A 26,843-nucleotide genomic window follows, 5' to 3' on the forward strand; every position below is an offset into this window, starting at 1 on the left:
CCGCCGAGGACCACGAGGTCAGCCGACGGGCCCCCGGAACGCCTCCAGGATCCGCTCGGCGGCCAGTGTCGCCGTCAACGAGCCCTCCCTGACCCGCTGTTCGAGGCCGGGCGCGGCCTCCCGCACCGCCGGATCGGCGTGCAGCCGGCCCAGCAGTTCGTCGCGCACCATCGCCCAGGTCCAGCCGACCTGCTGATCCCGCCGCTTGGCGGTGAGCCGGCCCGTGGAGTCGAGGAGCGTACGGTGCTGCTCAAGGCGCTCCCAGACGACCTCCAGGCCGGTCGACTCGCGGGCGCTGCAACTGAGCACTGGTGGGGTCCAGAAGGCGTCCTTGCCGTGCATCAGCCGCAGCGCGCCCGCCAACTCCCGTGCGGCGGCGCGGGCGTCGCGCTCGTGCGGGCCGTCCGCCTTGTTGACCGCGATCACGTCGGCCAGTTCCAGGACGCCCTTCTTGATGCCCTGCAGCTGGTCGCCGGTGCGGGCCAGGGTGAGCAGCAGGAAGGAGTCGACCATGTCGGCGACCGCGGTCTCGGACTGGCCGACACCGACGGTCTCCACCAGGATCACGTCGTAGCCCGCCGCCTCCATCACGACCATGGACTCACGGGTGGCCTTGGCGACCCCGCCCAGCGTGCCCGCGCTGGGGGAGGGGCGTACGAAGGCCGCCGGGTCCACCGCCAGGCGCTCCATCCGGGTCTTGTCGCCCAGGATGGAGCCGCCGGTGCGGGTGGAGGACGGGTCCACGGCGAGCACCGCCACCCGGTGCCCCAGTGAGGTCAGCAGCGTGCCGAACGCGTCGATGAACGTCGACTTGCCCACGCCCGGCACCCCGCTGATGCCGATCCGCCGCGCCCGGCCGCTGTGCGGGAGCAGCTCGGTGAGCAACTCCTGTGCCAGCGCCCGGTGCTGCGGCCGGGTGGACTCGACGAGAGTGATCGCACGGGCCACGATCGCCCGCTTCCCGTCGAGCACACCCTTCACATACGTGTCGAGATCGATCGCTGCCATGGGGCTCTACAGATCGTGGCCGAGATCGGCCGACAGTCGCTTCACCAGGTCGTACGCCGCGTCCGGGATCACCGTCCCGGGCGGGAACACGGCCGTGGCGCCCATCTCCAGGAGCGTCGGCACGTCCTGCGGCGGAATCACCCCGCCGACCACGATCATGATGTCCTCCCGGCCCTCCTCGGCGAGCGCCTCGCGCAGCGCCGGTACGAGGGTGAGGTGACCGGCGGCCAGCGAGGACACGCCGACCACATGGACGTCCGCCTCGACCGCCTGACGGGCGACCTCCTCCGGGGTCTGGAACAGCGGGCCGACGTCGACGTCGAAGCCGAGGTCGGCGAAGCCGGTGGCGATCACCTTCTGGCCGCGGTCGTGGCCGTCCTGGCCCATCTTGGCGACCAGGATGCGCGGCCGGCGTCCCTCGGCCTCCTCGAAGGCGTCCACCAGGGCGCGGGTGCGGTCCACGGACGGGGACTCCCCGGTTTCGTTGCGGTACACGCCGGAGATCGTACGGATCTGGCTCGCGTGGCGGCCGTACACCTTCTCCAGGGCATCGGAGATCTCGCCGACGGTGGCCTTGGCGCGGGCCGCGCGCACGGCCAGCTCCAGCAGGTTGCCCTCGCCGTCCGCGGCCCGGGTCAGCGCGTCCAGCGCGTCCCGGCACGTGGTCTCGTCCCGCTCCGCGCGCAGCCGCCGCAGCTTCTCGATCTGCTGGGCGCGCACGGAGGAGTTGTCGACCTTGAGGACCTCGATCGCCTCGTCGTTCTCGACGCGGTACTTGTTGACGCCGATCACCGGCTGGCGGCCGGAGTCGATGCGGGCCTGCGTGCGCGCGGCCGCCTCCTCCACGCGCAGCTTCGGGATACCGGCGTCGATGGCCTGCGCCATACCGCCGGCCTGCTCGACCTCCTGGATGTGCGCCCAGGCCTTGCGGGCCAGGTCGTACGTCAGCTTCTCCACGTACGCGCTGCCGCCCCACGGGTCGATGACCCGGGTCGTGCCGGACTCCTGCTGGATGAGCAGCTGGGTGTTGCGGGCGATGCGCGCCGAGAAGTCGGTCGGCAGGGCCAGGGCCTCGTCGAGGGCGTTGGTGTGCAGCGACTGGGTGTGGCCCTGGGTCGCCGCCATGGCCTCGACACAGGTGCGCGTGACGTTGTTGAACACGTCCTGCGCGGTCAGCGACCAGCCCGAGGTCTGCGAATGGGTGCGCAGGGACAGGGACTTGGTGTTCTTCGGCTCGAACTGGGAGACCAGCTTGGCCCACAGCAGCCGGGCCGCCCGCAACTTCGCGATCTCCATGAAGAAGTTCATGCCGATCGCCCAGAAGAACGAGAGCCGGGGCGCGAACGCGTCCACGTCCAGGCCCGCCTCGCGGCCCGCCCGGATGTACTCCACACCGTCCGCGAGCGTGTACGCCAGCTCAAGATCGGCCGTCGCACCCGCTTCCTGGATGTGGTAGCCGGAGATGGAGATGGAGTTGTAGCGGGGCATCCGCTGCGAGGTGTACGCGAAGATGTCGGAGATGATCCGCATCGACGGCTTCGGCGGATAGATGTAGGTGTTGCGGACCATGAACTCCTTCAGAATGTCGTTCTGAATGGTTCCGGCCAGCTTCTCGGGCGGTACGCCCTGTTCCTCCGCCGCCACGATGTACAGCGCCAGCACCGGCAGCACGGCGCCGTTCATCGTCATCGACACGGTCATCTTGTCCAGCGGAATCCCGTCGAACAGCTGCCGCATGTCGTAGATCGAGTCGATCGCCACGCCCGCCATGCCGACGTCACCGGTCACGCGCGGGTGGTCGCTGTCGTAACCCCGGTGCGTGGGCAGGTCGAAGGCGACCGACAGGCCCTTCTGACCGGCCGCCAGGTTGCGCCGGTAGAACGCGTTGGACTCCTCGGCGGTGGAGAAGCCCGCGTACTGGCGGATCGTCCAGGGCTGGTTGACGTACATCGTCGGGTACGGGCCGCGCAGATACGGCGCGATGCCCGGGTAGGTGCCCAGGAAGTCCAGGCCCTCCAGGTCACGGCCGGTGTAGAGCGGCTTGACGCCGATGCCCTCCGGGGTCTCCCAGAGCGCCTCCTCGGCGCCGGTCGCCCGCTTGACGGCCGTACGCCACTCCTCGGCACCGCCGTCGGCGACCGGCGTCCCCAGCTCGATCCCGGAGAAGTCGGGGATTCCCATCAGGACACTCCCATGCGGTCGAGGGTCGCGGACAGCGTGGCGACGGCGTCGCAGCCCGCGAAGACGTACGAGTCGATGTCCGCGTACTCGGCGGGGCGGCCCGCGAGGAACACGTGCCGGGCGCCCGCCGCCTTCAGGGACCGGGCCAGCTGCTCGGCCTGCTCCTCGTACAGCGCGTCGCTGGAGCACAGCACGGCCTCGGTGGCGCCGCTGTCCTCGAAGCCGCCCTCGGTGACCGGCTCGATGCCGCCCGCCTGGAAGAGGTTGGCGGCGAACGTCGAGCGCGCGGTGTACGCGGCGGCCGAGCCGATCGTGGCGAGGAAGACCCGGGGGCGGGAGCCGGTCGCCGCGAGGTGGGCGTCGGAGCGGGCGCGCAGCTCCTCGTAGGCCTCGTCGCGGCGCACGCGCGGCAGCCCGCCGGAGGGCCCCTCGGGAGCGGGCTCGCGCTCCACGGGCTTCTCCGCCAGGTACGGGAACTCGCTGACACCGGTGATGGGTTCACGCCGCTTGGTGAGCTTCTTGGAGCGCTCCGCCCAGGTCGTGGCCAGGTCCGTACGGATCCGGCCCGAGCGCAGCACGGCCGCCTGGCCGCCGTCGCGCTCGATCGACCGGAAGAACTCCCAGCCCGCGCGGGCGAGTTCGTTGGTGAGCGACTCCACGTACCAGGAGCCGCCCGCCGGGTCGATGACCCGCGCCAGGTGGGACTCCTCGACCAGGATCGTCGACGTGTTGCGGGCGATCCGGCGGGCGAACGCGTCCGGCAGGCCGAGCGCGTGGTCGAACGGCAGCACGGTGACGGAGTCGGCCCCGCCCACCCCGGCCGCGAGCGTCGCGACCGTCGCGCGCAGCATGTTCACCCACGGGTCGCGGCGGGTCATCATCACCGGCGAGGTCACCGCGTGCTGCACCTGCGCGCCCGCGCCGGGCGCCCCGCACACCTCGGCGACCCGTGCCCACAGCCGGCGGGCCGCGCGCAGCTTGGCGACGGTCAGGAACTGGTCGGCGGTGGCCGCGTAGCGGAACTCCAGCTGCGCCAGGGCCTGTTCGGCCGTGAGGCCCGCCTCGGTCAGCTCACGCAGATAGGCCACACCGGTGGCCAGGGAGGTGCCCAGTTCCTGCGCGGCCGAGCCGCCGGCGTCGTGGTACGGCAGCGCGTCCACGGTCAGCGCGCGCAGCCCCGGGTACTCGGCGGCGCACCGCGCGGCGAGGGCGGCGACCGGCGCGAAGTCCAGGTAGGTGCCGGTGCGGGCCTCGTGGCCGAGCGGGTCGGCGCCCAGGTTGCCGCGCACCGCCTTCGGGTCGACGCCCCGCTCCTCGTAGAGCCGCAGCAGTTCCGCCGCGGCGGCCTCGACGTCACGTCCGGCGTCGAGCACCACCGGGGCCAGGTCGAGGTAGACACCGTCGAGGGCGCGGGCGAGGCCGGAAACGGGGATACCGCCCTGGCCCACGAGCAGCCACAGCGAGGTGACGCCGTTCTCCAGGTCGGTCAGGATCGCGCCGTCCTCGGCCGCCGCGTGCCGCTGCCGTACGTCCCAGCCGCCCGCGGTGCTGCCTTCGGAGCGGCCGCCGCGCACGAAGGGCGCGAAGCCGGGCAGGCCGGGGTCGGGCGCGGTGTCGCGCGCGGTGTACAGGGGACGGGTGCGCAGCCCGTCCTCCAGCGTCGTGGACAGAGCGTCCTCAGCTGCCGCGCCCGAGACTTCCTTGCCCGACTTGCGCAGCACACCCTCGACCAGGGCTTGCCACTGCTCGTGTGTCGCGTCAGGGAACTCGGCGGCCAGTGAGAGCCCGTCGTCAGGCAGGACCGTCATGCTCGGATGCTAGGGCAGGCCGCTCAAATGGCAGTGGCGCGGGGGCTGTGACGTTTCCCTCCTCGCGGTTGTGACCTGTGCCTCTCCGGTGCCGTACGCCCGCTTTCGTACCGTCAGCAGGGGTTGTTCGCGGGGTCGTCAGCAGGTCCCGTCGGCGAGTCCGGGCAGTAGTCCGCTCACCGCGTCGCGCTGCTCCGGTCCGACGAACTCGGCGAGCGCCTCCTTGACCGTCGCGGCGAGCAGTCCGGAGGTTTCCCTCAGCAGCCGCCGGGCCTTCTCGGTGAGGGTGACCTGGACGCCCCGCTTGTCGCCGCAGACCGTCTGGCGGGTGACCAGGCCGGCGTGCTGGAGGCAGGCGATCTGGTAGGTGAGCCGGGTCTTCGGGCGGCCCAGGAGGTCGGCGATCCGGGTCATGCGCAGGCCGTCGCGCGGGTGCTCGGCCAGCAGGCACAGGATGAGGAACTCGTCGTGGGAGACGTCGAGGTTCTCCTTCACCGCGGAGCGCAGCCGCTGCTCCACCGCCCCGGTCGCGGCCAGCAGGAGCATCCAGGCGCGCAGCTCTCCGGGGAGCAGCTCACTGCCCTCCCGGGCACAGCATTCGGGCTGGTCGGCGGGGTGCTCGTCGGGGGCGGCCATGGCTTCGAGTCTACCTGTTGTCCAAATTTGGATGATGGGCTAGCGTGCAGTCATCCAAATTTGAACCACTCGGACGCATCGCCACTCGGATGCATCACTTGGGAGTACGACCATGACCGTCGCCGTGGAAACAGGTGTCTGGCAGCTCGACCCGACCGCCACCACCGTGGCCCTGAGCCACAAGACCTTCTGGGGCCTGGGGGCCGTGAAGGGCACCTTCGCCGCCGTCGCCGGTCAGGGCGAGGTCCGGTCCGACGGGTCCGCCACGGGCACCCTGACCCTGGACGTCGCCTCGCTGGACACCAAGCACGCCAAGCGCGACACCCATCTGCGCTCGGCCGACTTCTTCGACGCCGACCACCACCCGGAGATCACCTTCGCCGTCCGCGGCGCCGAACTGCGCGACGGCGACACGGCACACGTCAACGGCCAGCTCACCGTCCGCGGCATCAGCCGCCCGCAGTCCCTCACCGCGCGGGTCACCGCGGCGACCGCCGACGCGCTCACGCTGGAGACCGAGTTCACCGTGGACCGCGCCGATTTCGGCATGACCTGGAACCAACTGGGGATGATCCGCGGCCTGGCGACGGTGACGGCCACGCTGCGGTTCACGCGCGCGGGGGCCTGATCGGTCCGGTGGCTGGTCGGTGTCCAGGGGGACGCCGTGGGGGTGTGCCGGCGCCGGGCTGCGGGGCGGTGCCGCGGCGCCTGCCGGGTCGGCTCGCCGTGCGGGGCATCGGTCGGCCGCGGATCGACGTGGGCGGAATCGCTGGGGATGATCCGCGGCCTGGCGACGGTGACCGCCACGCTGCGGTTCACGCGCGCGCGGGGGTCTGATCGGTCCGGTCAGCCTGCTTTGGTGGTGGTCTTGCGCAGTCGTATGTCCTGGCTGGACAGCGTCTGTGGGGACGCCGTGAAGGCGCGCAGCCGGATGCGGACGCTCGGTCGGGGGAGCGGGAACCTGCCCTTGGGCGGGCGGAGTTCCACGTTCGCCGTGCCGTGGGCGGGAATCGTGGCCGGACCGCGCGCGAGCGACCAGTACTTGTTCATGCCCTGGCCCGTGGTGAGCGTGTAGTGCGGGGTGAGCGCGGCGTCGCCCGTGTTGACCACCCGCACGGTCAGTGCCGAGATCGCGTTCGCCGAGGCCCGGCGCACCGAGGCGACCTCCATCCTGAGCGGCGGCCTGCCCGACACCGCCAGCGCCGCGCACACCAGGGCCGGGGTGACCAGCAGGGCGATCGCCGCGGCCAGGGCAGGGCGGCGCCGGGGGTCGGTCAGCGGCCCCGGGCGCGGCTGCCAGGCGTTCTCGAACTCCGCGAGGGGCGCGGTGACCGCCGCGGCCAGCCACAGCGGGGTCATCATCAGGTAGTAGCCGTCCTGGGAACGGGTCGCCAGATAGAAGGCCAGCCAGGGCAGCACGGTCGCCGCCGGGCCCAGCCGCCGTACGAACAGGACGAACAGCGCGAGCAGGGCCGCCGCGAGGAGCATGCTCGCGTGCGAGTACCAGTCGAGCCGGTCACTGCCGTTGGTGAAGTACAGCGAGATGTCCACCAGGCCCTGGCCGTGCAGCACCGCGCCCTGCGTCAGAGGCAGGGCGATCCCCGCCAGCCACGGGCCGGGCTCGGAGACGATGAAGTACGTGTTGATCAGCAGCCATACCGTGACAGCGATCCCCACCACCCGCAGGACCACCAGCCCCGCCGCGCGCCCGCCCAGCTCGCCGCGGCGCACCGCGTAGATCCCGGCCAGCAGGAACGGCGCCACGAACCAGGGAAGTTGCTGCGCCGCGCACGCGGCCCCCAGACACACGGCCCGCGCGATCCCGGCGGCACCGAGCCGCCCGCCCCTCCCGATCCGCGGCCAGCGCACCACCACCGGCACCAGCAGGGCCATGCCGAGGATCGCCGGATAGCCGAGCCGGGCGTACGACGGCAGGAACCCGAAGCCCAGACAGGCCATCGTGGCCGCCGACCGCCACGGCACCGGCAGCATCCGCCACATCACGACCGCGCCGACGACCAGCGCGCCGGTGCCGACCGCCGTCGCGGCCGTGCCCCCGTGCCCCAGCCACAGCAGCGGGGCGGCCAGCAGCGGGGCCAGCGGGGGGTAGCCGTACGTGAAGTCGTACCCGCCGTTTATCGTCGGCGTGATGGCGACGCCCTTGCCGCTGAAGAGCCAGGGCCAGGGCTGTCCGTAGACGGTGTGCCCGGCGACCAGTTCCTTGGCGGCCTGGGTGGTGAGGACCGCCTCGTCGCCGCCGCTGTGGTTCAGCGCCCAGCCGCACAGGGTGAGCGCCACGGCGGTCACCAGGACCACCAGGTCCAGGCGGGCCAGCGAGCGGGCGCGGCGGACCGTCAGGGCCAGTACGCCGGTCACCAGGATCGAGGCGTAGCAGACGGAGATGACCGCCGCGAGGACGAGACGGTGGGTCGCCGCCTGTGTCCACACCGCACGGGTCCCGATGAACAGGCTCACGTCGGCGAGGAGGGTCAGGACGCGATGCCACTGTGCCGGGAGCCCCGGGGCGGCGGACACCGCCGACTGCGTCCGCCGGCCGGGTGTCACCAGCTGTTTTTCTGCCAAGTGCACGACATCGGACCGTAATCGCGGCCGGTGAGCGGGGGATCGCAGGAGGTGAAGAGTCCGGTGTGAGGGCGGTAAGAAGCGGGCTATTTCGCACATGTGTCGCAGGAGGTGACGGAAGGAAGGACCCCGTCGGTCGGGTCGCGCTTCGTGTCGCTGTTGGGCCGGACGGGTGACTTGGCGTAAGAATTGGCAGGTGCAGGCATGGAGTGCGAGTCAGTTCGGGGGGATCCGGTGAGCCGTTACGACGTCACCGATGAACAGTGGGAAGGGCTCGCGCAGGTCGTGCCGCTCAGGGGGCGCGACGCCTGGCCGTCCGCGGTGAGCCACCGCTCCCTCCCGGACGCGGAGACCGAGACCCGGCGGCGGTTCGTCGTCCTGCGGGTCAATGTCTTCGCGGACGCCCGCGAGGTGGCCGAGACGCTCATGGCGGGCGTGCCGGTCCTGCTCGACCTCTCCAGCGCGGAGACCGAGGTGGCCAAGCGCGTCCTCGACTTCAGCACCGGTGTCGTCTTCGGCCTGGGCAGCGGAATGCACCGCGTGGACCGGAACGTGTTCCTGCTCACCCCGCCCGGGACCGAGGTCAGCGGGCTCATGGAGGGCGCCGGGGTCTCCGGCACCTGAGGGCGGTCCCCCGTTCGTAGGAAGGTCCCGACGCCGGAACGGTTCCCCTTCCACCGGGCCCCCTACGGTCCGGATATGACCGCACCCCCCACACCCGTCCCTCCGGACCGAGCACCCGGGCCCACCCCACCCGGCCCGAAGCGGGAGCAGGCCCCGGCCCCACCGCAGCCACCGTCCGCGCCGGCGGTCCTCGACGGCCCGGCCCGTCGGGACAGATGGGCGCGGCCGCGGGTCACCGAGCTGCGGCTGTCCGCGTTCGCGGGGCATCGGGGCGCCGGGCTTCCCGTCGGGGCGTTCACGCTCTTCGCCGGGCCCAGCGGGTGCGGCAAGTCGAGTGCGCTGCGGGCGTACGAGGCGCTCGCCCGGCTCGGCGGCGGCGCGCCGCTCGCCGCGGTGTTCCCGGATCCGGCGGCCTGTGTGCCCGAGCGCGCCCGGCCCGACCTGCAGCGCCGGCGCGGTTTCCGCATCGGCTGTACGACGGACGGTCCCGAGGGTCCGGTCCGGCTCGACGTCGCCGTACAGGCCGAGCCCGAACTGCGCATCGTCGGCGAGCGGCTGACCGCGGGCGGACTCGTCCTCCTGGAGACGGCGCTCCGTGACCCGGGCCGCCCCGCCGTACAGGCCGCCTGGCACACCGCGGGATCCTCACCGGTGACCCGCGCCCCGCTCCCCGACGACCGTCTCGGCACCGCTCTCCTCCCGCTGCGCGTGGCCGGCAAGACCGACGGCCAGCGCCAGGTGCTGGCCGCGGCCGAACAGACGGTGGTCGCCCTGCGCTCGGTCTTCGCCTGCGACCCGCGTCCCGACCGGATGCGCGAGGCCGTCCCGCTGGGCTCCGGACGCCTTCTGCCCGGCTGCGACAACCTCGCCGAGGTGCTGTGGCGCACCCGCTCCGAATGCGGGCGCCGGCACGCCCGACTCGTCGCCGCGGTGCACGCCGGATGCGCCGGGCCCGTGGCCGACCTGGCCGCCGAACCGCTGGGCGACGGCACGGTACGGGCGCTGCTCGACCGCGGCGACGGGATCCGGACCGACCTCGGCCGGCTCGGGGACGGCGAGCTGAGATATCTCGCGCTGGCCTTGGTGCTGCTCACCGGCCCGGGCGTGCTGGACGTCGACACACCCGGCGAGGTCCCCGACGCCATGCGGGCCCTCACCGTCCTCGCCGACGGCTTCGACCGCGCGCTGGACGGCCGTCAGCGCACGGAACTGCTGCGGCTCGCCACCCGGATGTGCGGCCTCGGGCACATCCGCCTGGTGGGCGCGGTGAGCGACGCCTCGTGGGCCGCGGAGACCGAAGGAGTCACGGTGGTACACCTGAACCCGTGACGGAACACCTGGACGTGGCGAAACTGCAGCGCCGGCTGGCCGAGTTCGCGGCCGCGCGGAACTGGCAGCCGTACCACACCCCCAAGAACCTCGCGGCCGCCCTCAGCGTGGAGGCGTCCGAACTGGTCGAGATCTTCCAGTGGTTGACGCCCGAGGAGTCCGCGCGCGTCATGGACGACCCCGACACCGCGCACCGCGTCACGGACGAGGTGGCCGACGTGCTCGCCTACCTCCTGCAGCTGTGCGAGGTGCTCGGCATCGAACCGCTGGCCGCCCTGGACGCCAAGATCGACCGGAACGAGCGGAGGTTTCCGGTGCCGGGGGAGGGCGACGCGTAGGGAATTCTTGATTCCGAAATCACTCTCCGGAGTCAAAATGTCGTCCGAATCCGAATTGTTGTCCACAGATTTCCGTCTTCCTCTGGCTTTCTGTCTCAGCGCCCCTCACTCTGGGTAGTGAACAAGGGAGTTCGGGCGGAGGCGTGCGCGAGCACGTCGGGCGGACGGGGACGGCCCATGGAAGCGATGCGACTCATCGTGACGAGCAGAAGCGCCCTGGCGGGAAGCGGCGACGCTCCTCAGATCCTGGCGGAGGTGTGGCAGGCCCAGGCCCTGGCCCAGGCGATCGGCAGCCGCCTGGCCGTCTCCGGCCCACCCGAACTACGGGGCGAGGCACTGGGCCTGACCGAACTGGCGGGCCGCGGCTGTGGCGTCCTGGACGCACCGCAGCTCGACCCGGGCGACCTGCGCGCAGCCCAGCTCACCGAACTGGACGACGCCCGCGAGACCCTTCTCGGTCTGGGCGGCCTCCTCGGCGAGGTCGGCATCGCCCTCGTCGGCATGGCCAGCTCGGCGGACGACCAGGCGAGGTACTGGCAGTGCATGGAGGCGATCGACGCCGCGGACGAGTCCCGGGACCGCGTCCTGGAGATGCTGCGAAAGCTGGCGGCGCGCGAGGAGGTGCTACCGGAGAAGGAGCCGGGTTGAGGGCGGCAGCCTCGCCCACCCGGCAAGGGGCTCGTGGTGCCGATGGGGTTGGTGGAGCCGTCGGCGTGCAGGATGGATGTATGGACCTTCGAATCTTCACCGAGCCCCAGCAAGGGGCGACCTACGACACCTTGCTCGCCGTGGCGAAGGCCACCGAGGACCTTGGGTTCGATGCCTTCTTCCGGTCGGACCACTACCTCCGGATGGGCGACGTGGACGGCCTCCCGGGACCCACCGACGCCTGGATCACGCTGGCCGGTCTGGCCCGTGAGACCAAGCGGATCCGACTCGGCACCCTGATGACCGCCGCCACCTTCCGGCTGCCCGGCGTGCTCGCCATCCAGGTGGCCCAGGTCGACCAGATGTCCGGCGGCCGGGTCGAACTCGGCCTGGGCGCGGGCTGGTTCGCGGAGGAGCACAAGGCGTACGGCATCCCCTTCCCGAAGGACAAGTTCGCCCGCCTGGAGGAGCAGCTGGCGATCGTCACCGGTCTGTGGGCGACCGAGGCCGGCAAGAGCTTCGACTTCCACGGCACGCACTACGACCTCACCGAGTCGCCCGCGCTGCCCAAGCCCGCCCAGGCCAAGATCCCGGTCCTGATCGGCGGCCACGGCGCCACCCGCACCCCGCGGTTGGCCGCGCAGTATGCGGACGAGTTCAACATGCCGTTCGCCTCGATCGAGGACAGCGAGCGGCAGTTCGGGCGGGTGCGCGCCGCGGCGGAGGCCGAGGGTCGTGGGGCCGACGACCTGACCTACTCCAACGCCCTCGTCGTGTGCGTCGGCAGGGACGACCGGGAGGTCGCCCGCCGGGCCGCCGCGATCGGCCGCGAGGTCGACGAGCTGAAGACCAACGGTCTGGCCGGCTCCCCGGCCGAGGTGGTCGACAAGATCGGCCGGTACGCCGCGATCGGCTCGCAGCGCATCTACCTCCAGGTCCTCGACCTCACGGACCTGGACCACCTGGAGCTGATCTCCTCCCAGGTCCAGTCGCAGCTGGCACAGGAGTCATAGGAGTCATAGGAGTAACCAGTGCGGGCGTACGACGACCGGCCTTCGGGGGCGTCACAACGGTCGGTCGTCGGTCCGCCACCCTATGAAAACCGCTGGTCACCGGCGCCCTGGCCAGGGAGACTCAGGGCATGTTCCTGACCATCGGCACCACCGGCACCCCGGAGCGCCCCGCCACCGACCTCGGCTTTCTGCTGCACAAGCATCCCGAGAAGGCGCAGGCGTTCTCCACCTCCTACGGCAAGGCGCACGTCCTCTACCCAGAGGCGGACGCGGAACGCTGCACGGCGGCGCTCCTGCTGGAGGTGGATGCCGTGGCGCTGGTGCGGCGGGGCAAGGGCAAGGGCCGGGGCGGAGCGCCCGACGCGGCGCTCGCGCAGTATGTGAACGACCGCCCGTACGCCGCCTCCTCGCTGCTCGCCGTGGCGCTGAGCAGCGTCTTCTCCAGCGCGATGCGGGGCGTGTGCACCGCCCGCCCGGAGCGCGCCACGCAGCCGCTGCCGCTGCGCGTCGAGGTGCCCGCGCTGCCCGCCCGCGGTGGCCCCGACCTCGTACGAGGCCTCTTCGAGCCGCTCGGCTGGGCGGTGACCGTCGAGCCGGTGGCCCTGGACACCGCGTTCCCGGAGTGGGGCGACTCGCGCTATGTGCGGCTGGTCCTGGAGTCGGAGGCGCTGACCCTCGCCGAGACGCTGCGGCACCTGTATGTGCTGCTGCCGGTCCTCGACGACGCCAAGCACTACTGGGTCGCCTCCGACGAGGTCGACAAGCTGCTGCGGGCCGGGGAGGGCTGGCTGCCCGGCCACCCGGAGCAGAAGCTCATCACCAGCCGCTATCTCTCCCGCCGCTGGTCGCTCACCCGGCAGGCGATGGAGCGCCTGGAGCTGGTACGCCTTGCGGAGGCGGACGACAGCGAGGTCGAGGAGATCGACAACGCCGTCGAGGAGGACAGCGAGGCGGAGGAGAAGCCGACCCCGCTCGCCGTGCAGCGCCGGGACGCGATCATCGCCGCACTCGGCGAGTCGGGCGCCGCCCGGGTCCTCGACCTCGGCTGCGGACAGGGCCAGTTGGTGCAGGCGCTGCTCAAGGACCCCCGGTTCACCGAGATCGTCGGTGTCGACGTGTCGATGCGGGCCCTCACCATCGCCGGACGGCGGCTGAAGCTGGACCGGATGGGAGAGCGGCAGGCCTCGCGCGTCACGCTCCAGCAGGGTTCGCTCGCCTACACCGACAGTCGGCTCAAGGGCTACGACGCCGCCGTGCTCAGCGAGGTCATCGAGCACCTCGACCTGCCCCGGCTGCCCGCCCTGGAGTACGCGGTGTTCGGCGCGGCCCGGCCGCGCACGGTCCTCGTGACGACCCCGAACGTCGAGTACAACGTCCGCTGGGAGTCCCTGCCGGCCGGGCACGTCCGGCACGGCGACCACCGCTTCGAGTGGACCCGCGAGGAGTTCCGCACCTGGGCCGGGACGGTGGCCGAACGGCACGGCTACGACGTGGAGTTCCGGCCCGTCGGACCCGACGACCCCGAGGTGGGCCCGCCCACGCAGATGGCCGTGTTCAGCATCAGGACCACGAACGAGAAGGAGGCGAAGGCAGCATGACAGAGACACGCAAGGGGCGGGTGCTTCCCGTCACCGACCTCTCCCTCGTGGTGCTCGTCGGCGCCTCCGGCTCGGGCAAGTCCACCTTCGCCCACCGGCACTTCAAGCCCACCGAGATCATCTCCTCCGACTTCTGCCGCGGTCTGGTCTCCGACGACGAGAACGACCAGAGCGCGACCAGGGACGCCTTCGACGTCCTGCACTACATCGCCGGCAAGCGGCTCGCCGCCGGCCGCCGTACCGTCGTCGACGCCACCAGCGTGCAGCAGGACAGCCGGCGCCAGTTGATCGAACTGGCGAGGAAGTACGACGTGCTGCCCATCGCCATCGTGCTCGACGTCCCCGAGGAGGTGTGCGCCGAGCGCAACGCTGCCCGCACCGATCGGGCCGACATGCCGCGCCGGGTGATCCAGCGGCACATCCGTGAACTCCGGCGTTCCATCAGGCACTTGGAGCGCGAGGGCTTCCGCAAGGTGCACATCCTGCGCGGGGTCGAGGAGGCCGACGGCGCCACCGTCGTCACCGAGAAGCGCTTCAACGACCTGACCCACCTCACCGGCCCCTTCGACATCGTCGGTGACATCCACGGCTGCGCTTCCGAACTGGAGTCGCTGCTCGCCAAGTTGGGCTACACCGACGGCGTGCACCCCGAGGGCCGTACGGCCGTCTTCGTGGGCGACCTCGTCGACCGCGGCCCGGACACCCCCGGCGTGCTGCGCCGCGTGATGTCCATGGTCGCGTCGGGCAACGCGCTGTGCGTGCCCGGCAACCACGAGAACAAGTACGGCCGTTTCCTCAAGGGCCGCAAGGTGCAGCACACCCACGGGCTCGCCGAGACCATCGAGCAGATGGAGGGCGAGAGCGAGGAGTTCAAGGCACAGGTCCGGGAGTTCCTCGACGGCCTCGTCAGCCACTACGTCCTCGACGGCGGCCGGCTCGTCGTCTGCCACGCGGGTCTGCCGGAGCGGTACCACGGGCGGACGTCCGGCCGGGTGCGCTCGCACGCGCTGTACGGCGACACGACGGGGGAGACGGACGAGTTCGGGCTGCCGGTGCGCTACCCGTGGGCCGAGGACTACCGGGGCCGGGCGGCCGTGGTCTACGGCCACACCCCGGTGTCGGAGGCCACGTGGCTCAACAACACCATCTGCCTGGACACCGGCGCCGTCTTCGGCGGCAAGCTCACCGCGCTGCGCTGGCCGGAGCGGCAACTGGTCGACGTACCGGCCGAGCGGGTCTGGTACGAGCCGGCCAAGCCGCTGCGCAGCGAGGCGCCCGGCGGGCACGACGGGCGGCCGCTGGACCTGGCGGACGTGCACGGCCGACGGGTCGTGGAGACACGGCACGCGGGCCGGGTCGCGGTCCGCGAGGAGAACGCGGCGGCGGCCCTGGAGGTCATGAGCCGCTTCGCGATCGACCCGCGCCTGCTGCCGTACCTCCCGCCGACCATGGCGCCGACCGCCACGAGTCACATCGAGGCCCGCGGCGGAGCCGCTGACGGACACTTCCTGGAGCACCCGGCGGAGGCCTTCGCGCAGTACGCGCAGGACGGCGTCACCCGGGTCGTGTGCGAGGAGAAGCACATGGGCTCGCGGGCCGTGGCCCTGGTGTGCCGGGACGCCGAGGCGGCGCGCAAGCGGTTCGGCGTGGACGGGCCCACCGGGTCGCTCTACACCCGCACCGGCCGGCCCTTCTTCGACGACGAGGCCGTGACCGAGGAGATCCTCGGACGCGTCCGCTCGGCGATCGGAGAGGCGGGCCTGTGGGACGAACTCGACACTGACTGGCTGCTGCTCGACGCCGAGCTGATGCCGTGGTCGCTGAAGGCGTCCGGGCTGCTGCGCTCGCAGTACGCGGCCGTGGGCGCCGCCTCCGGCGCGGTGTTCCCGGGCGCGCTGGCCGCCCTGGAGGGCGCGGCGGCACGGGGTGTGGACGTGACGGGGCTGCTCTCCCGGCAGCGCGAGCGGGCCGCCGACGCGGCCTTGTTCACGGACGCGTACCGCCGCTACTGCTGGACCACGGACGGCCTGGACGGGGTGCGCCTCGCCCCGTTCCAGATCCTGGCCGTGCAGGGCCGCAGCCTGGCCGCGCTGCCGCACGACGAGCAGCTCGCGCTGATCGACCGGCTCGTCGAGCACGACGGGACCGGGCTGCTGCAGACCACCCGGCGGCTGTACGTCGACACCGGCGACCCGGAGTCGGTGCGGGCGGGTGTCGACTGGTGGCTGGAGATGACCGGCCGGGGCGGCGAGGGCATGGTCGTCAAGCCGGTCGGCGCGGTGGTGCGCAGCGACGAGGGCCGTCTGGTCCAGCCGGGCATCAAGTGCCGGGGCCGCGAGTACCTGCGGATCATCTACGGCCCCGAGTACACCCGGCCGGACAACCTGGACCGGCTGCGCAAGCGGTTCCTCAACCACAAGCGGTCACTGGCGATCCGCGAGTACGCGCTGGGGCTGGAGGCCCTGGACCGGCTGGCGGAGGGCGAGCCGCTGTGGCGGGTGCACGAGGCCGTGTTCGGGGTACTGGCGCTGGAGTCGGAGCCGGTGGACCCGCGCTTGTGAACCGTCCCTCCCCCCACGCCCTTGTGCCTCACACGTATGTGTCCATATGGTGAAACGCCTTGCGACGTACGTGTGTTCGGACACCGGAGGGAGTGAGGGAACATGGAGATCAAGAAGGTCGTGGTCCGCGAGGACCAGAGCACCAGCCGTCGGCCGGCGATCCTGGAGAAGCGGCCGACCCGCTGACCGAAGGGGCGGCATGCGCGTTCACCTGGTGACGATGCCCTGGCATCCGATCGACCTCCCCTCGCTGCAGGTGGGCCTGCTGCACCGACTGGTGCGGCAGGCCCGCCCGGCCGACGAGGTGACCGAGTTCCACGGCTCCCTGCGCTGGGCCGAGTTCCTCCTGGAGCACTCCGGAGGGCGGCTTCGTCCGGGCGACTATGTGGCGGTCGGCAGCGACTCGATCTTCCACGGCCTCGGCGACTGGGTGTTCTCGGGCGTCCTGTACGACGACCCCGACTGGGGCTCGGCCCGGCTGCGCGCCTACGCGGCGGCCCGGGACGTCTTCATCGGCACCGCCCTCGACATGCGGCCGTACGCGGCCGGGTTCATCGACGAGTGCGCCGCCGAGGTGCTCGCGGCGGAGCCCGACGTCGTCGGGTTCACCACCACGTTCATGCAGAACGTGTCCTCCCTGGCGCTGGCCCGTGAGCTCAAGCGCCGCCGCCCGGAGCTGACCGTCGTCTTCGGCGGCAGCAACTGCGACGGCCCCATGGGCCACGCCCTGCACCGCAACCACCGGTTCGTGGACCATGTGGTGCGCGGCGAGGGGGAGTACGCCTTACCGGCGCTCCTGCGGCATGTGGACGCGGGCACCCCGCCCGTGGACGTCCCCGGCCTGTGCTGGTGGGACGGAGACATATCCCGCGCCAACACCGAGACCCGCCGCACGGTGGTGCCCGCCGACATACCCTCGCCCGACTACGACCAGTGGCAGGCCGCCCTGGAGGCCTCGCCGGTGCTGGAGTACGTCCACCCCAAGCTGGTGGTCGAGGGGGCCCGGGGCTGCTGGTGGGGGGAGAAGCACCACTGCACCTTCTGCGGGCTCAACGGCTCGTCCATGGCCTTCCGCGCCAAGCCGGGCGAGCGGCTGTGGGAAGAGATCGACCGCCTCGTACGACGGCACCGCATCCTCGACATCGTCACCGTCGACAACATCATCGACATGGCCTACTTCCGGGACTTCCTCCCGCGCGTCGTCGACAGCGGCTGGGACCTGCGGCTGCACTACGAGGTCAAGTCCAACCTCACCCCCGACCAGCTCCGCCTCCTCGGCCGCTCGGGCACCGTGCACATCCAGCCCGGCATCGAGAGCCTCGGCAGCCGGGTGCTCGACCTCATGGACAAGGGCGTGAGCGGCGCCCGCAACATCCGCACCCTCCGCGAGTGCGAGAACCACGCGCTCACCTGCTCCTGGAACCTCCTGTACGGCTTCCCCGGCGAGACCGCCGAGGACTACGCCCATGTCGTCGACCAGCTCCCGGCACTCGTCCATCTGCAACCGCCCAGCGGCGCCCACCGCATCCAACTGGAGCGGTTCAGCCCGCACTTCACCGACCCGGGCCTGGGCTTCGGCAAGCGGCGCCCGGCCGCGATGTACCAGCACGTCTACGACCTGCCCGAGGACGAACTGACCGACCTCGTCTACCTGTTCGACACGGAGGACGCGGGCATCGGGGGCGAGACGGAGAACCGGCTCAAGGCGGCCGTGGCGCAGTGGCGCGCCGGACATCACACCTCGCGGCTGCTGTTCGAGGAGGCCGAGGAGGCCGAGGGAGACGAGGGAGATGTGGGAGAGGGAGCGGACGCGGCCGCCCTGCTCGTGCACGACCGGCGCCACGGCCGGCCGCCGGCCACCCACCGCTTCACCGGCTGGGCGGCGGCCGCGCTGCGCCGCCTGGAGGACGGGCGCACCGAGTCCGCACTGCACCGGCTGCTGACGGAGGACGGCCACTGCGTCAGCCCCGAAGCCCTGCACGACTGGCTCCAACACACCTTCTCCCTCGGCCTGTTGTTCCGCGACGGCCGGACCTATGTCTCCCTGCCCACCTGGGACGAGACGGTCCGCGTGGCCGACGGGGCGGGGGTCGCCGGATGACCGGGCTGCCCACCGCCGTCCCGCACCGGGTCACCGGCCGCCGGGTCGAGGCGACCGAGCCGGTCCGCCTGGGCGCGGGCGGGCAACGCAGTGCGCTGGCGGTCCAGTTCCTGCGCGAGTGCCAGAGCCTCGGACTCCGGGTGAACTGGACGGCGGCCGACGGGGAGACGCCGTACGACATCGGGCTCCTGCGCCATCTGCCCCCGCCCGCTCAAGTGTCCGATGAGCCAGGTGAGTTGAAAGAGTGGCGGGCGGGGTATGCGTACGGGATGCTCTACCACCGTCGTGGGCCGGACTTCGTCGCCGTCATGGACCGCAGGGAGCCCGGCACCGCCGTACGGCTCACCCTCGACCACCCCGATCTGCTCTCCGCCTTCCACACGCTGCTGAACCCCACGCCCCTGCACGAGCTGGACCCCGGCCCGCGCGAGGCCACGGGACTGCTGGCCGCCGAGCGGCTGGCCCTGGTCACCGACGGATGGGCGGTGGCCCTGCCGCCGCGCATCAACCGCTGGCCCGTGCCCTGCACGGGGATCTGAGGAGTGGCCGCGGCGACCGCCGAGGCACGGCCGCTCCCGCTGCGGCGGCAGCGGGCCTTCGTGCTGCTGTGCGGCGAGCAGATCGCCGGCTCCGTCGGACGCCAGGTCACCGCCCTCGCGGTGGCGCTGCTCGCGGTGACCGATCTGGACACGGGGCCGTTCGGGGCGGCCGCGGTGCTCGCGCTGACCTATCTGCCGGGGGCCCTGCTCAGCCCCTTCGCCGGAGTGCTCGTCGACCGGGTGCGGCTGCGCCGGCTGCTCGTCGTGGTCACCGCCGCACAGGCCCTGGTCGTGGGCTCGGTCCCGCTCGCGAACGCCCTGGGAGGAGTCGGCCGTCCGCAACTGTACGGCGTCGCCGTCGTCTCCGGCGCGCTGACCTTCACCCTCTCGGTCGCCCTGCAGGCGGCGCTGCCCCGGGTCGTCGGACCGGACCGGCTGCTGGCCGCCAACTCCGCGCTCACCGGGGCCCGTACGGCCGGTTTGATCGGCGGCCCGGCACTCGGCGGTGTGCTGGTCGGGATCCTCGGACCCGCCCCGGCCCTGCTGGCGGGCAGCGCGGCCTACGCCGTCGAGGCACTGCTCCTGCTGGCCCTGCCCGCGGCACTGAACGACCCGGCCGAGCCAAGGGGTGCGCAGTCGCCGACGGCACTGCTTCGCACGGGACTTGAGGTGGTGCGCGGCGAACCGAGGCTGCGCCGGATGGTCCTCGCGGGCGCCGGGCTCAACCTCGGCAGCGGTGCGGCGGGTGCGCTCCTCGTGTACTACGCGACCCGCGATCTCGCCCTGTCCGCCTGGCAGTTGGGCATCTCGTACGCCGTGCACAGCGCGGCCACGCTGGTGGGGGTGGGTGTCGCGGGCCGCTTCGCCCGGACGGCGGGGCTGTGGTCGGCCACCAGGATCTGCGCGCTGCTGGCGGGGGGCGCGGTCTTTCTGGTTCCGGCGGCCGCGCTGGGCCCCGCATTTCCGCTGCTGCTCGTCTACCAGGCCTGTTACGGGCTCGCCGTCACGGTGTGGGCGATCTCCATGACCACTCTGCAGCAGCTGGCCACACCGGTGGGCATGCAGGGCCGTGTCGCCGGGTTCGTGCAGGCCGCGCTCCTCGGGACGGTGCCGGTCGGAGCGCTGGCGGGCGGTGCGCTGGCCGCCGGGATCGGCAATGTGCCCGTGCTCCTCGGGTCGGCGGTGGTGGCGCTGCTGGCGGCGGCGAGCCTGTGGACGCCGGGCGTCAGCCGACCAGCCGCAGCCGCTGCCCGCACACCCGCACCCGGATCGTCTGCCCCCAGGTGAGCTCCAGAGCGTCGCTCTCGATCCCGTCGCCGAAGGCGATCAGCCGATCGGACTCGACGGTGACCGACAGGGCCTGAGCGGCCGCGAGTTCGCCCGCCACCAGGGACGTTCCGGTGGCCGGTGACGGCCAGGCCTCCCGTACGAACCACAGCAGCCGGTCCTCGGTGGGGGAGGGGAGCGCAAGCCGGCTGACCCGCTCCTGCCACACCGACCGGAGCCACCCGGTGGCCCCGGTCCCGGTCCCCACCAGCACCCCGGACGAGGCCTGGGCCTCGACGACACCCCCGTCGCCGTCGAGGCCCAGGCGGTACCGGGCGGTCTGATGTCCGGCCGCCCCCAGATAGATCTCGTTGAGCGCGACCAGGCGCTGTGTGTCGTCCGCGACGGCCTCGACCATGGTGAGCTCCTCGGCGCCGGTGCCCCGGGCCAGGGCGGCCGGCAGCAGTGCCGCCGCGTCCGCGGGCCGGTGCCGGACGAGCACACCGGGGTTGCGGCCGGGATCGGAGTCGATGCCCAGCACCGGCTGGCCCGCGAGGTACTTGGCGGCGTTCGCCACCAGCCCGTCCTGGCCCACCACCACGACCACGTCCTCGGGCGCGAACAGGAAACGGTCCAGGTCGGACCGTTCCACGCGGCTCTGCCGCCAGGTCAGCGGGACCGCCGAGGCGACCTCGGCCAGCGCCCGGCGCGTGCGGTGGTGGCGTTCCGCGACCTCGTCGATGTCACGGCCGCGGGAGGCGAGGAAGAAGGCGGCCTGGCCGTGCGTGCCGTGCCGGGCCACCAACTCCTCGTACTCCGTGGTGCGATGGACCAGCACGGCACGCGGGGCGAGACTCATTCCTCCGTCCCGGTGCCGCCGAGCTTCGCCAGCAGTCCGGTGAGCACGTCCGGCGACACGGTCACGCTGTCGATCCGGGGCAGGTTCTCCGCCAGCCGGGTGGCTGTCAGGGCGTGCAGGGTCGCGACACCGTCGACTCCGGCGTCCGCGTGTACCCGCAGCCATGCGGCCCGCGCCTGTGCCCGCGCCTCACCCACCTCGCGCGCGCCCTCGGCCTCGGCGCGGGCGAGCCGTGTCGAACGGGCCGCCTCCGCCTCCGCCAGCCGGGCCGTCCGCGCGGCCTCCGCCTCGGCGAGCAGCCCGGTGCGCCGCGCCTCGGCGTCGGCCAGTCGCACCGACCGGTCGGCCTCCGCCTCCGCGAGCTTCACCGAGCGGGCCGCCTCGGCCTCGGCGAGCCTGACCGTCCGAGCCGCCTCCGCCCGGGCGCGCACCGCGTCGGCCGCCGCGTGCTCCTCGGCCTCGCGGCGCGTGTTCGTGCCGCGCTGCTCGACCAGCTGCTCCTCGCGGCGGGCGAGTTCGATCTGGCTGGCCAGCTCGTTCTCGGCGATCGTCCGCTCCCGTTCGACGGCCACCGCCCGCCGTTCGTAGGTGGCCCGGTCGGCCTCCTGCTGGATCTGCTCCCGGGCCGGGGTGCGCAGCGCACGCTCCACCTCGGGCTCGGGCCGCAGCGCCATCACACGGACGGCGACGACCTCGATGCCGATGGCCGGCAAGCGGGGCTCGGTGCCCAGCCCCTCCGCGATCCGCTCGCGCACCGCGCTCACCCCGTCGGCCAGCGCCGACGACAGCGGCGTACGGGCGAGAACGGCCAGCGCGTGCTGCTGGGCCGTCTCGGTGAGCAGCGTGCCCAGCTGCTCCAGGGGCGCGCCCCGCCACACGCCCGTGTCGGGGTCGATCGAGAAGTCCAGGCGGGCGGCGGCGACGGCCGGATCGCCGATCCGGTAGGTGACCGTCGCCTGCACGGCCACGTCCTGGAAGTCGGACGTGCGGGCGTGGAAGGTCATCGCCAGCTCACGGTCGTCGACCGGCACCTCCGAGAGCGCGGCGGTCAGTGAGCGGTACCAGAAGCTGAGCCCCGGGCCGTCGTGCGCGAGCCTTCCCGACCGGTGGTGTCTGATGTGCGCCGTCGGGGCGCCGCGCAGATGGCGCCAGCCGAGGCGCCGGGTGATGTCGGCCATGGAACCCCCTCCTGTTTTCGTCATGTAGACGATAAACGGAGGGACCACTTGTCGTCAACGGGACGAAAACAAGAAGATTCCGAAACGGTCGAGCAGAGGGTGAAGGCGGTCTTCTGTGGTCAGGATGGAGGCATGGGATTCCACGTCGACTCCGAGGCCGGGCGGCTGCGCCGCGTCATCCTGCACCGGCCGGATCTTGAGCTCAAAAGGCTCACCCCCAGCAACAAGGACGCCCTCCTCTTCGACGACGTGCTGTGGGTGCGCCGGGCGCGTGCCGAGCACGACGGGTTCGCCGACGTGCTGCGCGACCGCGGTGTCACCGTCCACCTCTTCGGTGACCTGCTCGCCGAGACCCTGGAGATCCCGGAGGCCAGGACGCTCGTCCTGGACCGGGTCTTCGACGAGAAGGAGTACGGCCCCCTCGCCACCGACCACCTCCGGGCGGCCTTCGAGACCCTGCCCGCGCGCGAACTGGCCGCGGCCCTGGTCGGCGGCATGACCAAGCGGGAGTTCTTGGACGCGCACGAGGAGCCCACCTCCGTCCGCTTCCATGTGATGGACCTGGACGACTTCCTCCTCGGCCCGCTCCCGAACCACCTCTTCACCCGGGACACCTCCGCCTGGATCTACGACGGGGTCGCCATCAACGCCATGCGCCTGCCCGCCCGGCAGCGCGAGACCGTGCACTTCGAGGCGATCTACCGGCACCATCCGCAGTTCCGGGACGAAGCCTTCCGCGTCTGGTCGGCGGGCCAGGCCGACTACCCGTCCACCATCGAGGGCGGCGACGTCCTGGTGATCGGCAACGGCGCCGTCCTGATCGGCATGAGCGAGCGCACCACCCCGCAGGCCGTGGAGATGCTCGCGCACAAGCTGTTCGCCGCGGGCTCGGCGCGGACGATCGTCGCGCTCGACATGCCCAAGCGGCGCGCCTTCATGCACCTCGACACCGTGATGACGATGGTCGACGGCGACACCTTCACCCAGTACGCGGGGCTCGGCATGCTCCGCTCGTACACCATCGAACCCGGCGCCGTGGAGAAGGAGCTCAAGGTCACCGACCATCCGCCGGAGCACATGCACCGGGCGATCGCCGCCTCCCTCGGGCTGAGCGAGATCCGTGTCCTGACCGCCACGCAGGACGTGCACGCGGCCGAGCGCGAGCAGTGGGACGACGGCTGCAACGTCCTCGCCGTCGAGCCCGGCGTCGTCGTCGCCTACGAGCGCAACTCCACCACCAACACGCATCTGCGCAAGCAGGGCATCGAGGTCATCGAGATCCCGGGCAGCGAGCTGGGCCGGGGCAGAGGCGGGCCGCGCTGTATGAGCTGTCCGGTGGAACGGGATGCTGTATAGAAATGTGGTCTGTCGTATAGACTTCCAGCCGTCCTGTGATCTCGTACCCCTGGAGCGCCCCCCATGGCGACAGTCCCGACCGCCCTCGCCGGCCGCCACTTCCTCAAGGAGCTGGACTTCACCCGGGAGGAGTTCCGCGGCCTGGTCGAGCTGGCCGCGGAGCTGAAGGCCGCCAAGAAGGCGGGGGCCGAGACGCAGTACCTGCGGGGCAGGAACATCGCGCTGGTCTTCGAGAAGACCTCGACGCGCACCCGGTGCGCGTTCGAGGTCGCCGCCGCCGACCAGGGCGCCTCGACGACGTATCTCGACCCCTCCGGCTCGCAGCTGGGCCACAAGGAGTCGGTCAAGGACACCGCCCGGGTCCTCGGGCGGATGTTCGACGCCATCGAGTACCGCGGGCACGGACAGGGCGTCATCGAAGAGCTGGCCGCCTTCGCCGGGGTCCCCGTCTACAACGGCCTCACCGACGAGTGGCACCCCACCCAGATGCTCGCCGACGTGCTCACCATGACCGAGCACAGCGACAAGCCGCTCACCGAGACCGCCTTCGCCTACCTCGGCGACGCCCGCTACAACATGGGCAACTCCTACCTCGTCACCGGCGCCCTGCTCGGCATGGACGTCCGGATCGTCGCGCCCCGGCTGCTGTGGCCGGACGACACCATCGTCGAGGTGGCCCAGCAGCTCGCCGGTGCCTCCGGCGCCCGGATCACGCTCACCGACGACGTGAAGGAGGGCGTGCGCGGCGCCGACTTCATCGCCACCGACGTATGGGTGTCGATGGGCGAGCCGAAGGAGGTCTGGGACGAGCGCATAGCGCTGCTGGGCCCGTACGCCGTGACCATGGACGTGCTCCGCGCCACCGGCAACGAGCAGGTGAAGTTCCTGCACTGCCTGCCCGCTTTCCACGACCTCGGCACCGCCGTCGGCCGCGAGATCCACGAGCGGCACGGACTGACCGAGCTGGAAGTCACCGACGAGGTGTTCGAGTCCGAGCACTCCGTCGTCTTCGACGAGGCGGAGAACCGGATGCACACCATCAAGGCCGTCCTGGTGGCCACCCTCGGGCGGCCTGCCGCGCGCGACGTTGCCTGACCGGCCTCACCAGGCCTTATCCTGTCCGGCGGCCCGGCGCCACCCCTGCCACGGCCGCCGCAGCGATCGACACCGGATCGCGCCCGCACCACCAGAAACGAGCACCACCCGTATGCCCGCTCAGCCCACCAAGCTGCGTATCAAGTCCCCCGCCCTGCTGATCGCCGAGTCCGGCGCCGACCGCGAAGGCCACGGCCTCAAGCGCACGATGGGCCTCTTCCAGCTGATCTGCTTCGGCGTCGGCGCGATCGTCGGCACCGGCATCTTCGTCGGCCTCTCCGACTCGGTCGCCCAGGCCGGTCCCGCGGTCGTCGTCTCCTTCATCCTCGCCGCGATCACCTGCGTCTTCACCGCCTTCTCCTTCGCCGAGCTGGGTGGCGCGATCCCGGTCTCCGGATCGTCGTACTCCTTCGCCTACGCGGGCCTCGGCGAGTCCACCGCCTTCCTGGTCGGCTGGTGCCTGCTCCTGGAGTACGGCATCTCGATCTCGGCCGTCGCCGTCGGCTGGAGCCAGTACGTCAACGAACTGCTGCACAGCCTCACCGGCCTGCAGCTCCCGGCCGCGCTCTGCGCCGGTCCGGCCGACGGCGGGATCGTCAACGTCCCCGCCGTGATCGTCATCGCCCTGGCCTCCGGGCTGCTGGTACGCGGTGTGCGCGAGAGCGCCCGGGCCACCGCCGCCATGGCCGCGGTCAAGCTGGCCATCCTCGTCGCCTTCTGCGCCATCGGCTACAGCGCCTTCAAGCACGGCAACCTCACCCCGTTCTCCCCGGCCGGGCTCGGCGGCATCGGCGCCGGCACCACGGCCGCGTTCTTCTCGTACATCGGCTTCGACGCGATCACCACCGCCGGCGAGGAGGCGAAGAACCCGCGCCGCGACATCCCGGTCGCGATCCTCGTCTGCATGGGCCTGGTCACCCTGCTGTACTGCGCGGTCGCCGTCGCCGCCATCGGCGCCGTCGGCGGCGACCGGGTCGCGAACCGGCCCGCCGCCCTTTCCTACGTCGTCAACCAGGTCACCGGCTCGGCGATCGGCGGCGGGGTCATCGCCTTCGGCGCGGTGGTCGCCATCGCCTCCGTCGTGCTCGCCGTGATGTACGGCCAGACCCGCATCCTGATGTCGATGTCCCGGGACGGACTCATCCCGCGCGTCTTCGAGAAGGTGTCGCCCCGGACCTCCACGCCCGTCGCCGGCACCCTGATCGTCGCGGTCGTCTTCGCCCTCCCGGCGGCCCTCGCCCCGCTGGACGCCGTGATGAACCTGTGCACCATCGGCACGCTCGCCATCATGGCCGTCGTCAACATCACGGTGATCGCCCTGCGCCGCCGCGAACCGGCCCTCGTCCGCTCCTTCCGGGTACCGCTCTACCCGGTCGTCCCGCTGCTCGGCGTCGGCTTCTGCCTGTACCTGATGTACGAGACGGGCTGGACGACCTGGATCCAGTTCGCGGTGTTCCTCGCGGCCGGATTCCTGGTGTACGTCCTCTACGGGCGCCGGAACTCCACGCTCACCACGGCGCGGGACGCCGAGGTCACGCGGGACGCCGCTGACGCGGTACCACAGGCAGTCTGAACCAGACCGCCTTGCCCGACTCGGTCGGGCGGTGGCCGCAGGACGAGCTGAGGGCGCGGAGCAGCAGCAGACCGCGCCCGTGCTCCTGCCAGGGGTCGGGCTGCTCGACGACGGGCCGGGTCAAATGGCCGGGCGGCGCCGGGTCCGGGTCGTGCACCTCGACCTGGCAGCCGGTCGGCCGCAGCTCCACCACCAGCTCTATCGGGCCGTTGCCCGAGGTGTGCTCCACCGCGTTGGCGACCAGCTCGGCCGTGAGCAGCTCAGCGGTGTCGCTGTCGGCCGCATGCTCCAGTTCCGCCAGTGCCGTACGGACCAGCGCACGCGCCACCGGCACCGCGGCGGCGGTGTGCGGCAGCGCGATGCGCCACGAGGCTGGGGCGGAGGGGCTCTCGTACAAGGCGGTTCCGTTCATGGAGCAGGCTGTCCTGCTTTCAACCCAAGAGATGGTACGGCGCCCCGCTTCAGCGTCTCTCAAGGGGCACCGCAGGGGGCCTGTGGCCCCGGTACCGGGCGGCTTACCCGCTACCACGTTGCGCCTAGCGCGGCCGC

22 protein-coding genes are annotated in these 26,843 nt (G+C 72.0%); 14 read left to right on the forward strand and 8 right to left on the reverse strand.

Going from position 1 to position 26,843, the window contains the following annotated elements; all coding sequences use genetic code 11:
* Positions 1-18: 18 nt before the first annotated feature.
* From meaB to ACZ4EG_RS04955, 4 genes are all read right to left on the reverse strand, one after another.
* Entirely contained in the window at positions 19-1,008 is a 990-nt protein-coding gene (gene meaB, locus ACZ4EG_RS04940) for a methylmalonyl Co-A mutase-associated GTPase MeaB (RefSeq protein ID WP_390707467.1), read from the reverse strand.
* 6 nt (positions 1,009-1,014) lie between these two features.
* A complete protein-coding gene (gene scpA / locus ACZ4EG_RS04945; RefSeq protein WP_453555415.1) occupies positions 1,015-3,189 on the reverse strand; it encodes a methylmalonyl-CoA mutase in 2,175 nt (724 codons plus the stop codon).
* Entirely contained in the window at positions 3,189-4,997 is a 1,809-nt protein-coding gene (locus ACZ4EG_RS04950) for a methylmalonyl-CoA mutase family protein (protein WP_467789572.1), read from the reverse strand. Before ACZ4EG_RS04950 ends, scpA begins: the two co-directional genes overlap by 1 nt.
* Before the next feature lie 138 nt (positions 4,998-5,135).
* The gene (locus tag ACZ4EG_RS04955) at positions 5,136-5,633 is read right to left on the reverse strand and encodes a MarR family winged helix-turn-helix transcriptional regulator (protein WP_467789573.1); all 498 of its coding nucleotides are present in this window, start codon (positions 5,631-5,633) and stop codon (positions 5,136-5,138) included.
* Between the two features lie 112 nt (positions 5,634-5,745).
* Here ACZ4EG_RS04955 and ACZ4EG_RS04960 point away from each other — a divergent pair, with 112 nt between their 5' ends.
* Positions 5,746-6,261 (forward strand): YceI family protein, encoded by a 516-nt coding sequence (locus ACZ4EG_RS04960; RefSeq protein ID WP_467789574.1) that lies wholly within the window; start codon positions 5,746-5,748, stop codon positions 6,259-6,261.
* A 218-nt stretch (positions 6,262-6,479) separates the two neighbouring features.
* Here the strand turns inward: ACZ4EG_RS04960 and ACZ4EG_RS04965 are convergent, their stop codons facing one another.
* A complete protein-coding gene (locus ACZ4EG_RS04965; protein ID WP_467789575.1) occupies positions 6,480-8,222 on the reverse strand; it encodes a hypothetical protein in 1,743 nt (580 codons plus the stop codon).
* 198 nt (positions 8,223-8,420) lie between these two features.
* Between ACZ4EG_RS04965 and ACZ4EG_RS04970 the strand changes: the two genes are divergently transcribed.
* The 10 genes from ACZ4EG_RS04970 to ACZ4EG_RS05015 all read left to right on the forward strand — a co-directional run bounded on the left by ACZ4EG_RS04970 (position 8,421) and on the right by ACZ4EG_RS05015 (position 20,254).
* Positions 8,421-8,840 (forward strand): cell division protein SepF, encoded by a 420-nt coding sequence (locus tag ACZ4EG_RS04970; RefSeq protein WP_390707461.1) that lies wholly within the window; start codon positions 8,421-8,423, stop codon positions 8,838-8,840.
* Between the two features lie 75 nt (positions 8,841-8,915).
* Positions 8,916-10,169, forward strand: a complete 1,254-nt coding sequence (locus ACZ4EG_RS04975) for an AAA family ATPase (RefSeq protein ID WP_467789576.1) — start codon at positions 8,916-8,918, stop codon at positions 10,167-10,169.
* Positions 10,166-10,507, forward strand: coding sequence for a nucleotide pyrophosphohydrolase (locus tag ACZ4EG_RS04980; protein WP_363299360.1), 342 nt, complete (start codon positions 10,166-10,168; stop codon positions 10,505-10,507). The genes ACZ4EG_RS04975 and ACZ4EG_RS04980 overlap by 4 nt, the downstream gene beginning before the upstream one ends.
* 177 nt (positions 10,508-10,684) lie before the next feature.
* Positions 10,685-11,155 carry a DUF6099 family protein gene (locus tag ACZ4EG_RS04985; RefSeq protein ID WP_453555403.1) on the forward strand — a complete coding sequence of 157 codons (471 nt, stop codon included), beginning with the start codon at positions 10,685-10,687 and terminating at the stop codon, positions 11,153-11,155.
* A gap of 80 nt (positions 11,156-11,235) precedes the next feature.
* On the forward strand, positions 11,236-12,168 hold the full coding sequence (locus tag ACZ4EG_RS04990; protein ID WP_453555401.1) for an LLM class F420-dependent oxidoreductase: 933 nt from the start codon (positions 11,236-11,238) through the stop codon (positions 12,166-12,168).
* Between the two features lie 128 nt (positions 12,169-12,296).
* Positions 12,297-13,766, forward strand: coding sequence for a 3' terminal RNA ribose 2'-O-methyltransferase Hen1 (locus ACZ4EG_RS04995; protein ID WP_467789577.1), 1,470 nt, complete (start codon positions 12,297-12,299; stop codon positions 13,764-13,766).
* A complete protein-coding gene (locus ACZ4EG_RS05000; protein ID WP_467789578.1) occupies positions 13,763-16,327 on the forward strand; it encodes a polynucleotide kinase-phosphatase in 2,565 nt (854 codons plus the stop codon). The genes ACZ4EG_RS04995 and ACZ4EG_RS05000 overlap by 4 nt, the downstream gene beginning before the upstream one ends.
* Positions 16,328-16,526: 199 nt before the next feature.
* Positions 16,527-18,428 (forward strand): RiPP maturation radical SAM C-methyltransferase, encoded by a 1,902-nt coding sequence (locus ACZ4EG_RS05005; RefSeq protein WP_467789579.1) that lies wholly within the window; start codon positions 16,527-16,529, stop codon positions 18,426-18,428.
* The gene (locus ACZ4EG_RS05010; RefSeq protein WP_467789580.1) at positions 18,425-18,967 is read left to right on the forward strand and encodes a DUF5825 family protein; all 543 of its coding nucleotides are present in this window, start codon (positions 18,425-18,427) and stop codon (positions 18,965-18,967) included. Before ACZ4EG_RS05005 ends, ACZ4EG_RS05010 begins: the two co-directional genes overlap by 4 nt.
* Before the next feature lie 3 nt (positions 18,968-18,970).
* A complete protein-coding gene (locus ACZ4EG_RS05015; RefSeq protein WP_467789581.1) occupies positions 18,971-20,254 on the forward strand; it encodes an MFS transporter in 1,284 nt (427 codons plus the stop codon).
* Here the strand turns inward: ACZ4EG_RS05015 and ACZ4EG_RS05020 are convergent.
* Both ACZ4EG_RS05020 and ACZ4EG_RS05025 read right to left on the reverse strand, forming a co-directional pair.
* On the reverse strand, positions 20,193-21,092 hold the full coding sequence (locus tag ACZ4EG_RS05020; protein ID WP_453555389.1) for a hypothetical protein: 900 nt from the start codon (positions 21,090-21,092) through the stop codon (positions 20,193-20,195). The genes ACZ4EG_RS05015 and ACZ4EG_RS05020 overlap by 62 nt on opposite strands.
* Positions 21,089-22,270 (reverse strand): SPFH domain-containing protein, encoded by a 1,182-nt coding sequence (locus ACZ4EG_RS05025; RefSeq protein WP_467789582.1) that lies wholly within the window; start codon positions 22,268-22,270, stop codon positions 21,089-21,091. The genes ACZ4EG_RS05020 and ACZ4EG_RS05025 overlap by 4 nt, the downstream gene beginning before the upstream one ends.
* 132 nt (positions 22,271-22,402) lie before the next feature.
* Between ACZ4EG_RS05025 and ACZ4EG_RS05030 the strand changes: the two genes are divergently transcribed.
* The 3 genes from ACZ4EG_RS05030 to ACZ4EG_RS05040 all read left to right on the forward strand — a co-directional run bounded on the left by ACZ4EG_RS05030 (position 22,403) and on the right by ACZ4EG_RS05040 (position 26,294).
* Positions 22,403-23,626, forward strand: a complete 1,224-nt coding sequence (locus ACZ4EG_RS05030; RefSeq protein WP_453555385.1) for an arginine deiminase — start codon at positions 22,403-22,405, stop codon at positions 23,624-23,626.
* 63 nt (positions 23,627-23,689) lie between these two features.
* Positions 23,690-24,721 (forward strand): ornithine carbamoyltransferase, encoded by a 1,032-nt coding sequence (gene argF / locus ACZ4EG_RS05035; RefSeq protein WP_467789583.1) that lies wholly within the window; start codon positions 23,690-23,692, stop codon positions 24,719-24,721.
* A gap of 112 nt (positions 24,722-24,833) precedes the next feature.
* Positions 24,834-26,294, forward strand: a complete 1,461-nt coding sequence (locus ACZ4EG_RS05040; protein WP_467789584.1) for an amino acid permease — start codon at positions 24,834-24,836, stop codon at positions 26,292-26,294.
* Here the strand turns inward: ACZ4EG_RS05040 and ACZ4EG_RS05045 are convergent.
* Positions 26,254-26,706 (reverse strand): ATP-binding protein, encoded by a 453-nt coding sequence (locus ACZ4EG_RS05045; protein ID WP_390707447.1) that lies wholly within the window; start codon positions 26,704-26,706, stop codon positions 26,254-26,256. The genes ACZ4EG_RS05040 and ACZ4EG_RS05045 overlap by 41 nt on opposite strands.
* Between the last annotated feature and the right edge of the window lie 137 nt (positions 26,707-26,843).

Source organism: Streptomyces sp. NPDC025638 (assembly GCF_055558775.1).

What these genes read in the sequence shown, in the direction of transcription:
- ACZ4EG_RS04975 (WP_467789576.1), top strand. Translation starts at nt 8,916, where the DNA reads ATGACCGCACCCCCCACACCCGTCCCTCCGGACCGAGCACCCGGGCCC.
- ACZ4EG_RS05010 (WP_467789580.1), top strand. Translation starts at nt 18,425, where the DNA reads ATGACCGGGCTGCCCACCGCCGTCCCGCACCGGGTCACCGGCCGCCGG.
- ACZ4EG_RS05005 (WP_467789579.1), top strand. Translation starts at nt 16,527, where the DNA reads ATGCGCGTTCACCTGGTGACGATGCCCTGGCATCCGATCGACCTCCCC.
- ACZ4EG_RS04960 (WP_467789574.1), top strand. Translation starts at nt 5,746, where the DNA reads ATGACCGTCGCCGTGGAAACAGGTGTCTGGCAGCTCGACCCGACCGCC.
- ACZ4EG_RS05025 (WP_467789582.1), bottom strand. Translation starts at nt 22,270, where the DNA reads ATGGCCGACATCACCCGGCGCCTCGGCTGGCGCCATCTGCGCGGCGCC.
- ACZ4EG_RS04995 (WP_467789577.1), top strand. Translation starts at nt 12,297, where the DNA reads ATGTTCCTGACCATCGGCACCACCGGCACCCCGGAGCGCCCCGCCACC.
- meaB (WP_390707467.1), bottom strand. Translation starts at nt 1,008, where the DNA reads ATGGCAGCGATCGATCTCGACACGTATGTGAAGGGTGTGCTCGACGGG.
- ACZ4EG_RS05030 (WP_453555385.1), top strand. Translation starts at nt 22,403, where the DNA reads ATGGGATTCCACGTCGACTCCGAGGCCGGGCGGCTGCGCCGCGTCATC.
- ACZ4EG_RS04985 (WP_453555403.1), top strand. Translation starts at nt 10,685, where the DNA reads ATGGAAGCGATGCGACTCATCGTGACGAGCAGAAGCGCCCTGGCGGGA.
- ACZ4EG_RS05045 (WP_390707447.1), bottom strand. Translation starts at nt 26,706, where the DNA reads ATGAACGGAACCGCCTTGTACGAGAGCCCCTCCGCCCCAGCCTCGTGG.
- scpA (WP_453555415.1), bottom strand. Translation starts at nt 3,189, where the DNA reads ATGGGAATCCCCGACTTCTCCGGGATCGAGCTGGGGACGCCGGTCGCC.
- ACZ4EG_RS04970 (WP_390707461.1), top strand. Translation starts at nt 8,421, where the DNA reads ATGGAGTGCGAGTCAGTTCGGGGGGATCCGGTGAGCCGTTACGACGTC.
- argF (WP_467789583.1), top strand. Translation starts at nt 23,690, where the DNA reads ATGGCGACAGTCCCGACCGCCCTCGCCGGCCGCCACTTCCTCAAGGAG.
- ACZ4EG_RS05040 (WP_467789584.1), top strand. Translation starts at nt 24,834, where the DNA reads ATGCCCGCTCAGCCCACCAAGCTGCGTATCAAGTCCCCCGCCCTGCTG.
- ACZ4EG_RS05020 (WP_453555389.1), bottom strand. Translation starts at nt 21,092, where the DNA reads ATGAGTCTCGCCCCGCGTGCCGTGCTGGTCCATCGCACCACGGAGTAC.
- ACZ4EG_RS04990 (WP_453555401.1), top strand. Translation starts at nt 11,236, where the DNA reads ATGGACCTTCGAATCTTCACCGAGCCCCAGCAAGGGGCGACCTACGAC.
- ACZ4EG_RS04950 (WP_467789572.1), bottom strand. Translation starts at nt 4,997, where the DNA reads ATGACGGTCCTGCCTGACGACGGGCTCTCACTGGCCGCCGAGTTCCCT.
- ACZ4EG_RS05000 (WP_467789578.1), top strand. Translation starts at nt 13,763, where the DNA reads ATGACAGAGACACGCAAGGGGCGGGTGCTTCCCGTCACCGACCTCTCC.
- ACZ4EG_RS04955 (WP_467789573.1), bottom strand. Translation starts at nt 5,633, where the DNA reads ATGGCCGCCCCCGACGAGCACCCCGCCGACCAGCCCGAATGCTGTGCC.